14 protein-coding genes, 1 pseudogene and 1 riboswitch are annotated in these 15,600 nt (G+C 40.8%); of the genes and pseudogenes, 9 read left to right on the top strand and 6 right to left on the bottom strand.

Going from position 1 to position 15,600, the window contains the following annotated elements:
* The first annotated feature begins 5 nt into the window (after nt 1–5).
* Both ACGEDC_RS11320 and ACGEDC_RS11315 read left to right on the top strand, forming a co-directional pair.
* Nucleotides 6–386 (top strand): DP-EP family protein, encoded by a 381-nt coding sequence (locus ACGEDC_RS11320; RefSeq protein ID WP_394493289.1) that lies wholly within the window; start codon nt 6–8, stop codon nt 384–386.
* A 142-nt stretch (nt 387–528) separates the two neighbouring features.
* A complete protein-coding gene (locus ACGEDC_RS11315; RefSeq protein WP_394493287.1) occupies nt 529–1,758 on the top strand; it encodes a sensor domain-containing diguanylate cyclase in 1,230 nt (409 codons plus the stop codon).
* 53 nt (nt 1,759–1,811) lie between these two features.
* Here the strand turns inward: ACGEDC_RS11315 and ACGEDC_RS11310 are convergent, their stop codons facing one another.
* Nucleotides 1,812–2,081 carry a DUF6482 family protein gene (locus ACGEDC_RS11310; protein ID WP_394493285.1) on the bottom strand — a complete coding sequence of 90 codons (270 nt, stop codon included), beginning with the start codon at nt 2,079–2,081 and terminating at the stop codon, nt 1,812–1,814.
* Between the two features lie 220 nt (nt 2,082–2,301).
* On the opposite strand from ACGEDC_RS11310, the gene ACGEDC_RS11305 reads away from it, so the two are divergent.
* Complete coding sequence (locus tag ACGEDC_RS11305; RefSeq protein ID WP_394493283.1) at nt 2,302–2,679, top strand: DUF805 domain-containing protein; 378 nt, start codon at nt 2,302–2,304, stop codon at nt 2,677–2,679.
* Between the two features lie 344 nt (nt 2,680–3,023).
* A riboswitch (glycine riboswitch) is annotated at nt 3,024–3,152 on the top strand.
* Nucleotides 3,153–3,301: 149 nt separating this feature from the next.
* Entirely contained in the window at nt 3,302–4,675 is a 1,374-nt protein-coding gene (locus ACGEDC_RS11300; protein ID WP_065109709.1) for an alanine/glycine:cation symporter family protein, read from the top strand.
* 6 nt (nt 4,676–4,681) lie between these two features.
* Here ACGEDC_RS11300 and ACGEDC_RS11295 read toward each other — a convergent pair whose 3' ends face one another.
* The 4 genes from ACGEDC_RS11295 to ACGEDC_RS11280 form a co-directional block, all read right to left on the bottom strand.
* Nucleotides 4,682–5,410 carry a substrate-binding periplasmic protein gene (locus ACGEDC_RS11295; RefSeq protein WP_055022829.1) on the bottom strand — a complete coding sequence of 243 codons (729 nt, stop codon included), beginning with the start codon at nt 5,408–5,410 and terminating at the stop codon, nt 4,682–4,684.
* Nucleotides 5,411–5,786: 376 nt separating this feature from the next.
* Nucleotides 5,787–6,689, bottom strand: coding sequence for a cation transporter (locus tag ACGEDC_RS11290; protein WP_394493280.1), 903 nt, complete (start codon nt 6,687–6,689; stop codon nt 5,787–5,789).
* Between the two features lie 195 nt (nt 6,690–6,884).
* Nucleotides 6,885–7,763, bottom strand: a complete 879-nt coding sequence (locus tag ACGEDC_RS11285; protein WP_394493278.1) for a LysR family transcriptional regulator — start codon at nt 7,761–7,763, stop codon at nt 6,885–6,887.
* Nucleotides 7,764–7,802: 39 nt separating this feature from the next.
* On the bottom strand, nt 7,803–8,642 hold the full coding sequence (locus ACGEDC_RS11280; RefSeq protein ID WP_394493276.1) for a hypothetical protein: 840 nt from the start codon (nt 8,640–8,642) through the stop codon (nt 7,803–7,805).
* A gap of 190 nt (nt 8,643–8,832) precedes the next feature.
* On the opposite strand from ACGEDC_RS11280, the gene ACGEDC_RS11275 reads away from it, so the two are divergent.
* Together ACGEDC_RS11275 and ACGEDC_RS11270 are read left to right on the top strand one after the other, a co-directional pair.
* Nucleotides 8,833–9,138: a hypothetical protein gene (locus tag ACGEDC_RS11275; protein WP_394493274.1), complete on the top strand. Its 306-nt coding sequence runs from the start codon at nt 8,833–8,835 to the stop codon at nt 9,136–9,138.
* A 119-nt stretch (nt 9,139–9,257) separates the two neighbouring features.
* On the top strand, nt 9,258–9,629 hold the full coding sequence (locus ACGEDC_RS11270) for a response regulator (RefSeq protein WP_055022834.1): 372 nt from the start codon (nt 9,258–9,260) through the stop codon (nt 9,627–9,629).
* Nucleotides 9,630–9,785: 156 nt separating this feature from the next.
* Here the strand turns inward: ACGEDC_RS11270 and ACGEDC_RS11265 are convergent.
* Nucleotides 9,786–11,854 (bottom strand): annotated as a pseudogene (locus ACGEDC_RS11265) (prolyl oligopeptidase family serine peptidase).
* 535 nt (nt 11,855–12,389) lie between these two features.
* On the opposite strand from ACGEDC_RS11265, the gene ACGEDC_RS11260 reads away from it, so the two are divergent.
* The 3 genes from ACGEDC_RS11260 (at nt 12,390) to ACGEDC_RS11250 (ending at nt 15,569) form a co-directional block, all read left to right on the top strand.
* A complete protein-coding gene (locus ACGEDC_RS11260; RefSeq protein WP_080914801.1) occupies nt 12,390–12,863 on the top strand; it encodes a hypothetical protein in 474 nt (157 codons plus the stop codon).
* Between the two features lie 857 nt (nt 12,864–13,720).
* Nucleotides 13,721–15,103, top strand: coding sequence for a hypothetical protein (locus ACGEDC_RS11255; protein WP_394493271.1), 1,383 nt, complete (start codon nt 13,721–13,723; stop codon nt 15,101–15,103).
* A gap of 211 nt (nt 15,104–15,314) precedes the next feature.
* Complete coding sequence (locus tag ACGEDC_RS11250; protein WP_055022838.1) at nt 15,315–15,569, top strand: DUF2999 family protein; 255 nt, start codon at nt 15,315–15,317, stop codon at nt 15,567–15,569.
* Nucleotides 15,570–15,600 lie beyond the last annotated feature (31 nt).

The following is a 15,600-nucleotide window of genomic DNA, read 5'->3' as shown; positions in this document are numbered from 1 at the left end:
TCATCATGTTAAATATCACAGGCAAGGCCACTTTTATCACTGTAACAGTTACAATTGATAAAAATGAAGTACCGACATTTTCATACAGTAATGAAACTGGATCTGTAGAAGTTTCTGGAGAAAGCACCATTACTTACCTTCTAGATGACCTTACAGACAAAGGATTAAAATTTGTTGGCGCCGCTTTTGAAACCCCTTTTGATGGCGTAGTCGATGCTGTCACTACGAGTAGTGATGGTCAAATAATTCAGTTAATGGACTTGGATAAAGTAGTCGGAACCACTAAGTTTCAATTCGTGTTAACTAACACGGATAACTCCTTACTTCTCCTTAGTGAGGACCCTCAAGTCATTAACAAGGGGCACGGCAGTGTAGAAAATTGTTAACAGTGAAGAATTTAAAAACAATTAATTCAACACCTTAAGCCGGAAGGTTAGCGAAAGGTTGTAGTTAACAGAGTTCGATAGAGTAATCACTAGAAAACGCAATCACTGCGGCGATATTAACTTTCTAGTAAGGATACTCGTTATGTTAGAACTCACTTCCACTGCTGAGAATCAATTAACTCAAATTTCTCAAGTGAATATGGACATGTTCATTGGCGACACCAAGACGGGCAATATCAATTGCCAATTTGGCGTCAATGAACTTCCTCCGAGTACTAACCCTTTAAAACTTGAACCACAGTTTTTATCAAACAATTTAGCCCATCACACTATTAGTAATCGCGCTATTAGTAATCACACTGGCGTCCATACTAATGCTAATACTAATAACAGTGCTAATACCGGTGCGAATAAGGCTGATAGCAATCAAGTCAATACAGATGTTAACGCTACAGAAACTAAACTCGGTGGTAACGCACTCAGCTCATTATCAACGTTAGTTGAACACATGATGGAAGCGATGATTGTTGTCGATGAGTTTGGTAATATTCAAATGGCAAATCGACATGCAGTATCTTTATTGCTTGATTGCGATAAAACCTCAGCAAACTCGTTAATTGGTCAGCGCTGGCAGTCTTATTTGTGTGAGCCGCAAAAGTCGCACTATCAACAAATGATCCTTGAATCTAGATTAGAGCCAAGACCGCTAAATCACTTACCTAATGAAACGACCCTTAACATGTCAAATGGCCAAACCATTGATGTGGAAATGTCTGTCACCCATTTTCCGATGTCTGAGCCTTTATTTGGCATCATCATCAGAGATTTAAGTAAATATCGCGCTGAGTATCAGCAGCTGTATAAATGGGCATCGACCGACTGCTTAACTAATTTGTCTAACCGCCGTGTATTTGATGCAGACTTAAAACATCATTGGAAAAACTGCCTTGAACAAGGCGATCCGATCAGTGTATTAATCATCGATATTGACCACTTTAAATCATTTAATGATAACTATGGCCATGTCATGGGCGATCGTTGTTTACAAAAGATAGCCAACGCAATTAAAAGCGCCTTACCTAATGAAGATTGCACTGCAGCGCGCTATGGTGGTGAAGAATTTGCTTTAGTGATGCCTAACTGCAATACCGAAGAAGTGCAGCAAACTGCACAGTTAATACAGCAAAACATTAATGCATTAACCTATATGGATATCGGTTTGGATATATCAGTGACAGTCAGTGTAAGCCAAGGTCATGCTAGTGAAATTAACGGCCAATTCAGAACTGCAAATGCATTATTGTGCGCTGCTGACACCGCGCTATATCGTGCTAAAACTGAGGGCCGCAATCGGATTAATGCTTGCTGCTAGAGAGGGAAGTGTGCGAGCAGAACATCATTACATGGCTCGCACCATTAGGCAGTTTATAAATTTATCACTTGTTGATAATTGCCCGTATTGTCTAAGCCACACATTTCATCATAGGCGGTTTGATATTCAAGGTTGGCAACCGAATAGTCATGGCTTTTTAGTAGGGCTTTAGCTTCTACAATCGAGTTCACGCACTCGCCTGAACCGGCGCCATTTAAGCCTACAAAATTATTACCAGCATCGGTCAGCCCCACTAAATAGTGGGTTGCATCAGCTATACCAATGATTGTCGCGATATTGCCTGATTGGTTCACATTATCCATGACGTATCCTCAATTGAGTTTGGTTCACTTAGTAACCATGTTATACGTCAACAATTCACATCTAGTTCAAAAAGCAACCAGTAAGCCACTTCTACTAAGTACCAATGACATTTCAGAGGTCATAACGCCAGTTAAAGAATGTTGTCCTTCATTGCCTTTCCACTTTCTTTGCTGTTATAACTATATGATTAAAAAGTAAGCATACTGACAAGGAATCATCATGGATTGGTATATCAAGGTATTGAAGAATTACATTAACTTTAAAGACCGAGCGCGTCGTAAGGAGTATTGGTTCTTTGTACTTTTCAATGTCATCGCAGGGATCCTACTAGGTATCCTTGATAACATCACCGGCACCTTAAACCCTGAAACTGGCTATGGGTTACTAAGTGGTATTTATTCTTTAGCGGTATTCCTACCTGCCCTTGGCGTATCTGTGCGTCGTCTTCATGACACGGATAGATCAGGATGGTGGCTCCTTATCGCACTTATTCCATTCATCGGTGCTTTTGTATTGTTGTACTTTTTTGTGTCTGACAGTCAATCTGAACCTAACCGCTTTGGCCCTAACCCTAAGGGTAACGAAGTCGAAATCTAGCCTTGGAATTAAGGACTCAGTAATAGTCAACAAAGGGCAGTATAGTGCTAACCAGCGCTGTTCTGCCCTTTAATATGACTGTTTGTTCAAATTTACCGCAGACAAACCACCTCGATTTCAAACTGTGATCTACACCTCTTGAGCCTCTGATTTATATCCCGCATGCTAATTGCCCTTTTTGATTAATGGCTTGTTATTTAACACGCATTTTCAAAAAGATCCGTTCGGATGAAGGTAGCAGGAGAGTGGGGACTAACCCCACACCGACGAGGCAACTTTAGTTAGTGGATTATCCGCTAGTAAAGCACTCTTTCAGGTGCCACATTGTGGTGAGGACTGTTACTGGACGAGCCTCTGGAGAGACTGTAAACAAACGCTGTTCGTCAGCGATTGTCATTACAGCGCCGAAGGCGAAAGTGAGGCTGACTTATCAGTCACGCGAAACGCTCAGGCAAAAGGACAGAGGAGAGGATGACTGTATTCATTTATGGTCACTGTCGTTTGTTGCTGCGCCTAAAATCTACCTATGTGGGTGGATGCTCTGTCAGTTGCCCTCTTCAGTACCACATAACAGCCATATCTTTTCCTCCTCCATATTGTTGTTTAATATTCGAGGAACACCATGAACTTTCACGCGCTATTAGCTGATATCAATGCCATTGTTTGGGGCCCAATCACCCTATGCTTACTGGTTGGTACCGGTCTTTATCTCACTATTCGGCTTAAACTATTACAAATATTTCAGCTCCCTTTTGCCTTAAGTTTGTTATTCAAACCTGCAACAGGCAAAGGTGACTTATCATCATTTGCAGCCTTGTGTACTGCCCTATCGGCGACCATAGGTACAGGTAATATCGTCGGGGTGGCTACTGCGATAAAAATTGGTGGCCCAGGTGCATTATTTTGGATGTGGTTAGCCGCCTTTTTTGGCATGGCAACCAAGTACGCCGAATGTATGCTAGCGGTTAAGTATCGCACCACAGATGCCAAAGGTAATATTGCTGGCGGCCCTATGTATTATATTGAACAAGGGCTTGGCCTAAAATGGCTAGCCAAAATCTTTGCGGTATTCGGTGTTGGTGTGGCGTTTTTTGGCATTGGTACTTTTGCCCAAGTGAATGCCATTAGCGATGCCATGACAATTGCGTTCAATGTACCTACATGGGTGACAGCAATTGTACTGACAACAATGGTGGCAGCAGTCACATTGGGCGGCGTCAAACGTATTGCAAATGTCGCTCAAAAGCTGGTACCTACAATGGCGCTGGGCTATGTCTTAGCGTGTATTTGGATTTTGTTTAGCTTTTCAGAGCAAATTATACCGGCGCTCGAATTAGTAGTTCACTCAGCCTTTACCCCCATTTCAGCTGCAGGTGGATTCTTAGGGGCCACTGTTGCCCAAGCGATTCAAATTGGTATTGCCCGAGGTGTTTTTTCAAATGAATCTGGCTTAGGTAGTGCCCCAATTGCCGCTGCTGCTGCCAAAACTAAAGAACCTGTAGAGCAAGGTCTTGTCAGTATGACGGGGACCTTTTTTGATACAATTTTGATTTGTACCATGACAGGTTTAGTCCTGATTATTACGGGTGTTTGGAATGGTGATACTGCGGGTGCTGCAATGACCAGTGCCGCATTTTCAACGGGAGGCTCAGCCATTGTCGGTCAATATATTGTGACAATAGCGCTAGTGTGCTTTGCCTTCACGACAATTCTTGGCTGGCATTACTACGGTGAACGTTGTTGGTACTACCTAACCCACAAACGTCTTGGAGACCAAGGGATTAAGGTGTATCAATTAACCTTCTTAGGCTTGATTGCTGTCGGTGCATTTATTCAATTAGATTTAATTTGGATGCTTGCCGATACTGTTAACGGCTTAATGGCCATACCAAATTTAATTGCAATTATTGGCTTAAGACATGTCATTATGACTGAGACACATCATTATTTTGAGCGAAAGAAAAAGCAGTTTTCACAGGTAAAACTGGCAAATTAGTACCTGCTACAAATAGAGTTCTGTTTTGGTATACTTGTCAATTAAGTCTTGAATGGTGCCGTCATTTTTTAACTCTAAAATGGCGGCATTAATTTGTGGCATTAACGCTTGATGCTCTTTCCTTAAGCGCATGACTAACACCCCTTTTGAATGAATAGCAGCTAATGCGATTGGGAGGTTGAGCTTTTTCGCCCAATACAAAGCAGGTAAATCTCCCGAAATGGCAGCATTAACTCTGTTTTTATGCAGAGCTTTTATTAATTGTTTTTCAGAACTGAAGTCCACTCGAGTAAAAATATCATCATCGTGGTACAAATAGCCAAATACAGTGCCTATTGGCTGCCCTTTGATCTTAGCAATGTTAGACCAAGCCTCCTGATTCTCTTTAAGCGTTATGATGTTTTCTTGAATATGAAGCACTGGCTCTGACTGAACAAATTGCGCTCCCATATCTCCTTCAGCAAACCAACTTGGACTCACAAAATCAAAATCTAATAACCCTTTTTCAAGTGCTTGATTTGTACGTTGGGGAGGAAAATCATGGCGCTCGATGTCGATTGAAGCCGTTGCAAGGATTTGCGGAACTAACTCACCTAATATACCTGAGTTATTCGCGTCTTCGGTAATATAATAGGGCACCCAACTACTTGAGCCATTGACATTATATTTAAGAGTGGTGGCATGCAGTTTTGCATGAAACAGCAAAACTGCACTCAGCAAGAATAAGTAGTACATTTTATGCAAATAATTATCCCCCAAAACGTACACACTTTAAAAAAGTGCTATCAAAATTAATTTTATCAACACCTTAAACTAAAACAATTGTGGAACATTGTTAAGCTGATTTTAGCCTTACTTGGAAAAAATAGCGTTCTGAAGATGACAAAAGCAGCGCCAAACTCGGCTTTTGTTCACTTAACTCACTCATTGGTAATTGATTCTTATCAAACCAACAATATAAGCAATCACTTAATTAGTATTTCAGTTTACATTGCCTGTGAATCAAGTCATAGGCTAACCAAGTGGTTTATTCGAAGATATGTGTTAAATGAGTAATCGATGTTGCAGTAAATTGGGTATTGGTTAGTCGCACCAACACTATGGCGGCGCGCTACTTCGCTTCTGTCACAATATCTAAGTTGAGCTTAATATCTAATGATAACGTCGCTAATTTTTTATCCATCAATGCACGGATCTTTTGCAAGTCAGGTAATAGTTGATTCGACTTCTTCGGGTTTACATTAATGTTCACCATCAACTCGGGACCTACTTTAGCAATACCTGTAATCTCAAGCTCTTGTAGGCTAGAACCGTTGGCCTCTGAGACACTTTCATGCACTAGAGAGCAAATCTCTTGGCTCGGCTTCATCATCAGTAGCTCTCTTAACGCACCAGTGAGCATGGTTAATGGCACCGATATAAAGTAACTACCGATAAGCAGCATCATGACAGAGTCTGCGTAGACGGCATATGCATGCCAAGGTGTATATGCCATTAACACAGCAATAATAAAGCCTGCACAAACTGCTGCACTGATAATGGTATCCATCTTCCACTGTTTTATTTCAGCAGCAAATAAGCCCGAGCGCTGCGGCCCGTTTTGGCGAGCTAAAAACCACCAAACACCAGCACACCCTAATAAACCAATGAAACCAAATACAGCCGCAATAGACATATCAATGGCTTTACCACCACTTAGTATTGTTGTCATCGCTGACGATAAGCTAAAGCACAGTAACATTAAAATCACCGTACCTTTAATTGCCACCACGAGGGGTTCGATGATCGCTTTGCCAAACGCAAATTGAGATCTTGAGGGAGCACGCATGTAACTCGAGGCGGCTAATGAAAGCATGGTAAGAAATAAACTCATCAGCGAATAAGCACCGTCAAATAAAATGACAATTGAGCCGCTTAACCCACCCACAGCAACACCTAACACAGCAAACGCTAACGCTGCTGCAGCTGAAAGATTAAGTAATTGTTTATCTTTATTTTTATCTCTTACACACATGAATTATCACCAATTAAAACCTGTGGTAATTATTGCCATTGGTGACTATTTTCTCAACAGTGATTCTTGGTAATAACAATCCCAAGATAGGACTAAGTATATAAATTCATATAAATCATAAAGTTAATGCGAACATTAAGCGTCAAAAAACATGACGCTCAGTGAGTTAGTGATACATTCGAAGGCTGAAAGGCATTAAAACTTAAACAGATAATCGCTGATCTGATCGCACAGCCAAGCGACACTTTCAGGTTGTGCGCTGCCTGGCATTGAAAACATGCAGTAATCTTCGTGAGTTAACCCATAGGTATGTTTTATCACCGCCAGTTTTTGATTTCTCAAATGAGGTCTAATCAATGGCTCAGGTAACACGCCCCATGCTTTTTCGGACATAATTGTATTCAACATATATTCGAAACTTGAAAAACCAATATGTCGCAATGAAAAAGGCTGTAATTCAGGGTTATCTTTGTCATTTAAGTAAACCATTACTGCTTGTAGTGATTCACGTAATTGGTTGTCCGACACCCGCTTAAGGCTCGCAAGTGGATGTGTATGCTCGCACACTGACATCATTCGAATTCGCCCCAAGGGCAGATAGTCAGTATTGGCATCATCCACTCGTTCAAAATCAACACCAAAGGCAAAGTCTACTTGCCCAGTATTGACGAGGTTAGCTAAATCACCACTTGATGCTAATACAGTATTCACTGTGGTTGCTGTGAAGTGGTTATTCAGTTCTATAATAAAGGTTTGCCATACTTCATCAGGAAAAGAATCATCCCTTGCTAGCCAAATTTCCGAACGAAACTTATCGATCGTTTGCTCGCAAGTTTGCTGAATACGCTCACATGTTGCGACGACACTTTCGCAGTCTTTGTAAATTGACTTGCCCACCTCAGACAAGACTAAACTGTTACCAGAACGCACAAATAACTTAGCTGAAAGGCTCGTTTCTAATGCCTTCATCGCCATACTCAGCTGAGTACGATTACTGTTTAGCTGTTTTGCCGCCGCAGTAACAGAACCGGTATCGGCGATTGCACAAAAGATTTCAAGCTGTTTAAGATTCATAGTTCAGCCGCATATCGTCAGGTTATAAAGAAGCTTGCTTTATTGCTGTTGGCGCAGGTTAAATTGCTTTTGTGCCAATTCGTTATATTGCTCCAACAAGGTTTGTTCACTCGTATTGAGTGACAATGCTTGTAAATCAATTTTTAGCTGGCCTTGGCGATTAAATTGACTCGCAAATGTCCCCATATTCAACATATCAACTTGCCAATCTGTTAATTGACCAATCACATAATTACCAAATTGAAAGGCTTCATATTCGTTCAGTAGGGTTAAAAAATCACTAAACCCAAAGCCCTTTAATTGCTTTTGAGCGTTGAATGCCGCTAGATACCCCTGAGAAATGGGATCGTTATTACCGGATAAAGCTTGCTGAAATTGATATGAATGACGAGTTTCATGAACTAAAAATGCCAGTGAGGCATAAGGGTCTTCCTCTGCAAGTTTCTCAGGGTTGAGGTAAACAATGCCACTACCGCCTTTTTCCACATCGAAATCAAAATACACCATTTTGTTCGGATAGCTATGGTTATCAATAATTAATAGCGGAGTTTGGGTGCCAAAGCTTTGCACCGCTAAAGCAAATACCTTTTTAAGCCAAGGTATTTGCTCATCTATGGTTAAATCAGACCAATTTGCTATTGCTTCAGTCACATTTTTATCTTGGTTAATTAACCCAACTAAGCGATCCGCATGGGATATTGTTAACGCATAAGCTGGCGCAAGGAAGGCATCACTTTGAGGCTGAAGTGCAAAAGCTTGCGGCGCTTGTTGCTGTAATGCTTGATTCGCGTAAAAGCGGTCAGCTGCAAATGATTGCGAGGGACTCAGCCACAATAAAACAATGATTAAAATGGCTGAGATTATTGTAAATTGAGGCATAGTAGACTGGCTTCCAGAAAGATTATTATTGTTATAATGAATATTGCAATGCGCTGATATCGCCAAAGAGTATCACTTATATTCGCCTTATTCAGCATAGATTTAATTGAACTAAATCCTGCTCCTATTGGACTAATAATAGTATTAAGTATGACATGTAAGGCTTTATTCCTACTGAGTATTAAGGCTAATGAACAAGAAACCTGATCGCATCACTGCAATGCAACAGATAATGACTCAGGTGAAAGCCACGTTTCCATTAACTGAGCCCGACACCTTTGTATGTGGCCCTGAAGGGAATTGCCAAGGTTGTCCGAAAAAGTTACTCGAATTGGTTGATAGCGAAATAAGCTATTGGGAAGCGGCAATTGAACATGGCAACGCACCACAGCTTGGCGATATTAGTCGCTTTGCTAAACTGTGTAAAAATGTAAAACGTGGTCTAGATAGAAATGGCGTCATTGAAAAATATCGTCAATATAAACAGCCTGAATAGTAGTGCTTTCATCAAGTTAGCTTATGTTCTATGCTTAATTAGCCCTAGCAATTAATATTGTTTTACATACAATGATGAATATATCGACAGCGATATCACAACATTAGAAAGAGGCACCAATGGATAAAGCGAAAATACTTGTGATAGACGACGATCCAATCTGTACCAGTATGATACTGGCGCTTCTTGGTGATGATTATCTGGTATTAACTGCCAACTCTGGTGACGGTGCGATTGAAGTACTCTCTTCAATGAAACCAGATCTTGTGTTTGTGGATATCACCATGCCTGATGTGAATGGCTATCAAGTGATTAAATACATGAAAGAGCATGAACTGACGCAGCATGTTCCTGTCGTGGTTATCAGCTCACTTACTGAAGAATCAGATCAAAAGTTAGCGCTTAAAATTGGCGCAGACGAATACCTCACCAAACCTATTCTTCCTAATACTGTGCAGCTTACTGTCGATAAGTATCTCGACGGAGCATAATCTTTACTGACACTTTTATTGCCTTAAATAAGGCGTTGTCGTTATTCTATTTCCAAGTTATAAAAATGCCGCAATCTTTTGATTGCGGCATTTTTTATTAACTGAGATATCAGTCACCACGCTATTGAATAGTGAATGTACTCGATGAATTAAGCATTACTTAGCACCTGGCTCTGCATGCTGATTCATCCATTTTTCAACTTCGTTATACCAGTAAATTGAGTTATTCGGCTTCATGATCCAGTGGTTTTCGTCTGGGAAGTAAATCATTCGCGACTCAATACCTTTGGTTTGAAGAGTACGGAATAACTCAAAACCTTGGCCTACTGGTACACGGTAATCTAATTGACCATGAACCACTAAGGTTGGAGTATCAAAGTTTTCAGCACCGTAATGCGGAGAAATAGATTTATAAATCTCAGGGTTATCCCAGTAGTCACCAAAACGTGTGCTATGCACCGAGAAATCGGCTGCCATTTGCGAGTACATGTTGTAAACCGCAGCATGAATGAACAATGCATTAAATGGCTGATCTTTTTGACCTAAAATAATCGATGATAAGTAGCCACCGTAGCTTGCGCCACCAGCAACTAAACGTTCGTTATCAATCCAATCTTTTGCTTTAAACCAATCCGTTGCTTTAAATACATCTTCCAACGACTTGTTTTTCCAGTCTGGGTTAATGCTATCAGTGTAGTCTTGGCCAAAACTATTTGAGCCATGGAAGTTAGGCCATGCTGTGACATAGCCCCAAGAGGCAAATGTTTGTGCATTCCAGCGATAATGAAAACCATCAGAAATCGCGCTGTGAGGACCACCATGAATCAACATCATTAGTGGGTATTTTTTACTTTTATCAAACCCTGGCGGGTAATGTACCCACATTTGCACATCTTCGTCGTTATAGCCTTTATAGGTCACTGACTCATATGTACCCATATCTACATTCGCTAGAATGTCATCATTAAAACTATCTAAACGCGTGGTTTTGCCATTGCTTGGATTAATTTTAACTAAGCGAGCTGGGTACAAAAAGCTGTCATTTGCAGCCACTATCGTGCCGTCATTCGCAATAGCAGGTGCACCGAAGTTGGTTTGCTTGGTAATCGGTTTTACCTTGCCATTACTGGCATTGATGTGGAAAATGCGGCGAGTGGCAGCATCATCAATAGCAGCATAAAAACCTTTGTTATCAGCCGTCCAGCTAAAGCGGGCAACAGAGCGATCCCAGTCAGTTGTGATCACACGTTCAGTACGCTTTTTCACATCCAATAACACAAGGTTTGCTGTATCAGCGTAAAAACCATGGATAAGCTGGCGGGTAAACGCTAACGTTTTACCATCTGGACTAAAGGTAGGGTTTGAATCTGGCGCTTCGTTCTTAGGCGTTAAGTTAACCACTTTACCGCTGCCAATTTTCGCCATGAAAATATCAACTTTTGGATCAACCTGATTGTCCCAACCATTACTGTTAAACGCAATGAACTGTTCGTCAGGCGAAATATCGTAGTTGCCACTGCTTTGTGATGAACGTGGCAGTTGCTTATTCAATGGTTGAGTGATCGCTTCTACTTCGCCACCCTTTGCCGGAATACGAAATACATGCGCTTGTCTGTCTTCTTCAATCCAGTGATCAAAGCTTGAAAAAGGTAATGCATTCCACTGATGCGCAGAAACTTTATTGTCTTTATTCGCTTTTAACTGAGTTGCCATTTCATCCCAATTTTTACCTGGGAAGATACGACTAATGAAGTAAACATTTTCGCCAACCCATTTAAGGCCTTTAACGCCACCTGGCACATTGGTTAAGCGCTGTGCTTCGCCCGCTTTGTCCAATGGGAGTAAATACACTTGGCCAGCATCATCTTTATTACGCTTACTGATAAACGCGAGTGTTTTACCGTCAGGAGAAAACGTCGCCTCACTTGCACGTTGCCCTTCAGCAGTCAGCGCGCGTTGCCCTTTCCCATCTTTATCGAATAACCATAGCTGAGTGGCGCCTTTGTCTTCAGGCACATCATATTGAGTAACAGGGGCAATAATGTACTCACCATTAGGCGAAATAATTGGATTGCCAATTCGGCTTAATTGCCAAAGCACATCAACTGATAACTTTGTATTTTTTCTGCTTGATTTTGCACTGAATGCGCTGATTTTGTTGGCTCTGCGGCGATTGACGCTGCAGGCATCAACAAGCACATAAGCACTATCCCGACTTTCTTCACGAGAGGTCTCCTTGATCTAGTTATTGTTATTTTCTTCCGCTGCCATCATTAGTAAATTGCGGCAGTAAGTAAAGCTAGCGATGAATGTTAATCGAATTAACACCGAGAGAACGGGACAACCATCACCCTTGTTACATCAACATAAATCCATTGTCATGGTTAACAATTAAATAAAGCTTAAACCTGAGGAAGATAAAAATAAAACGTCTCGACTGTCATTAACCGCTGACTTTTCAACCTACTTTCATTGATATCCATCAATAAAAACAGCTACCATAATTTAGTTAATTATTGATAATTAACAATAAAAATAACAATGGTGCAACATGCAAAAATTTGGTCCAGTTAAAAGCTTATTACTCTTCGATCCTGAAATTAGCAAATTACAATTCAATATAATTATCTGTTTACTGATATTTTGGGGTGGATTAACCCAATATATGGCAATCAGTTATATCCCTTCGCTATGGATAGACACCCTTGGATTTTGGCCGATATTGGGCCTTTTTTTGTATCCAGTATATGTGGCGTACTCATGCTAGATAAAGGGCAACCTATTTACATTTTTACAGGTTTTAATCTCATTTTATTAGGTTCAGGCGCTTTTCTCTGTTACTTCTTACAATCACTAAGCACTGAAATCATAATAGATTTTATAAAATATGCCGTATTCATGGTGCTATTTTTATTATTTTCGAACGTGTTTTTACCAGAAAGATATTTACAAAAAAAGCCATTTACCTTAATCGCTACCGCGCTAGTCATATTGCTAGAACTTGTTTCATGGTGGCTTTGGGGATCTCACAGCAACATTTTAAGCTTATTGGTGTTGGTTTTGGTTATTGGTGGTCTCAGTAGTACATGGGCTGAAGCCAATGCAGAACACTCTGAGTACATTAAGCTCGAATTAAATGATGCCATATTCTGGGGCGCACATGTGTCTATGGGGTTTATCTTCCTCTTAATCCAAGTGGCTTCTAGACGCGATGATTCATCTAGTACAAATTAACCCAACGATTCTTTAATCAATAATAATCATTTTTTTCAATCTATTAGAAACTTAAAAAGCCGGCATTCATGACCCATTGCCGGTTTTTTTCATCTCCACTTGAACATATTAAAAATATATTCATACTATGTTTGTTGATTTATTGTTGTTTTTATATACACTTTTTAACGCACATTAGGTGCCTTCAAGCGGAATGATGGGGAGAAGCTCCGCTGATATATTCGAAATAATAGGGATATGAAAATGAAAAATAACCAAAATAGTGTCAACGAGACCTATAAAAAGCTCACCATAATAAGTTTACTCGCACTCATGCCATTGGGGGCTTTTGCTGGCACTGAGCACAACCATTCAGAGATGAAATCATCATCAAAACTTACGCAAAATAGCGAAAATTACGCAGAGCGACATCGCACTCAGCGAACTGGGCACCACAGTGAACGTTACGCCCATAAATGGCGAAAAGATAAGTCACATGGCCATAAACACCAAGAACATAATGGTCACCGACATTGCAAATACGAACGTGCCTTTTGCCAAGGTATACCTGAGGTTGCTGAAGCCGACCTTCCAACAGATACTGACTTAACGGGGTATACGGGAGAAGATTTTGGCTTCTTCGAAAATAAAGTCTTCGATGATGAACCCGAAGTCCTCTATGCATCAGACAGTTTTGATGACACAGTCAATGACACCAGTAGACTAAAAAAGCCCTTAGGTTTGCGGCTAAAGAAGACGATGGCGGTGTTGTTATTCTACGGGCGTCTCAAAAAGGGACGAATAACCGCTACAGCTTGGCGCACATCGTCGTACCATCGAATGTCCGTATTGAAGTCGAGCCTGAAGTCATACTTGAAATGCGTGGCATTAAAGAAGATACCAACCCTACTGGTAACCCAAATAACCGACCAAATCGCCAATTTTTATTCTCATTTGGTCGCAGTATTGGTCCAAGTAAGCTATCAGCTGAGCGCACGGTGAACGTTCAAGTCACATCAACGGATCCGACTCGAAACTTTACTGTCGATGCTAAAACCAATATGCCATTTAACTATGGCGAAATGCAGGGTGGAAATGGAGGTGGGCTAGTCAACTTAACTCGTGCTATTCCATTTGGATTATTTTATGTCGAAAACTTTTCAGTGTCGAATGTCACCATTGAAGATAATCATACTGAATCAGTATCTGTGCAAATGTTTGCCGATGCCGACTACAAAGATGGCTCATTCACGTATCGATTTGGCTCTGCGCCACTTTATCTTCAAAATCGCTATGTAAAAAATCCTGAAGGTTCACCTAACTTAAATAGACCAATGAACCCTATTAATATTCCCATCCCAACCGATGAGAATAGCAATTTCATCGATGATAGCGGCAATATCGTACCTGACATGTTTGCCATTCAACGTAACCCGACCTACGCTCGCACCCCTATTAAAGGCTCAATTAAAAACATTAAGTCAATTAATGCACATACAGGATACGGAGTGGTGCAAGTTTACGGTGGAGACTGGATTGAAATTGATAATATTGAAGCCTTTAATGGTATTGGTGTTCGAGTTGAGGCAGGTAATGGCACTAACAAAGACAACTTTAACCGCTCAGGCCCTTACTTTAGTTCAGCCAATAAAATCAAAATTTCAAATATTAAAGTCACTAACGGGTTTACCGGAGTGTGGTTAAAGCCACACAGTAAGATAATGAAAGACATTAGTGTAGAGAACATCGAAGCTATCGACAGTGGTTCAGCATTACTTGTCGGCAAAGGCTCATTTGCCTGTAAAAGTAGTTGTCGTGACTTAACACGTGGCCGAATCAACAACTTAACAGTCAGTGGTGACATTATTTTACGTCAAACCATCTATGATGAGCCTGTGGCTGAAGTTGGTAATGTTGCGACTTACTTTTTAAGTGAATCAAACCGTGAATATTTAGCCCAGCAGACAGGTAAAAGCACCACCGATATCTCTCGTGCTGATATTGAGCGTAATGTTTCGGGATCACGTTGGTATTTAACCTTTCCAGCAGCACCGATCCTAGCGCTCTCTCAGCTATCAGCAACTGAAATTGGCGATCAGTCAGCTTTTGAAGGCTTTTATGGCGTCGATTATTGCGACGCAAATATCATTCAAGATGGACTTGCACTGACTGACCGAGAAAAGTCGCGCCCTGACATTCTTTATATGGGAGATGCCCATACTCCAAATGGTGAGATCGCAACCGATTACATTTATAAATAATGCAATATTAAGGCTGATCCCAACTTGGTCAACAAAAAGCCAGCGCAATTGATGCTGGCTTTTTACTACTACGCTCTACACCTGTAGCCATAATGGGGGAAATTCATTCATAAGTTAATGAAATCATTTAGCAAGTTTTCCACTCTGCAAAATAACGATATCAATGGTAAAATAATCAGATAATTCGTATCCATTAACACAAGGTCTTGCAATGAATCCAATTATTGCCCTATTAAAAGAACATAGCGTCAGTGATGAAAAAATCAGTGAAGTGTTCCAAGCATTAACTCAAAACCCAATGATGGCTATGAGCATTATTGGTCAATTAGGTATTCCAGCGGAAAAGCTACAACAGCTAATGGCAATGGTTATGCAAAACCCTGGGTTGATTAAAGAAGCCGTTTTGGAACTCGGTTTAGACTTCTCTAAAGTAGAAGCAGCGAAAGCGCAAATGCAACCTCAATAAGCCTGTTGCATTAACCCGCAAGCTTTATCAA

The sequence above is a fragment of the Shewanella sp. ENK2 genome, from assembly GCF_043568515.1.
GTDB lineage: Bacteria > Pseudomonadota > Gammaproteobacteria > Enterobacterales > Shewanellaceae > Shewanella > Shewanella japonica.
This window is presented reverse-complemented; position numbering and strand designations above follow the sequence as displayed.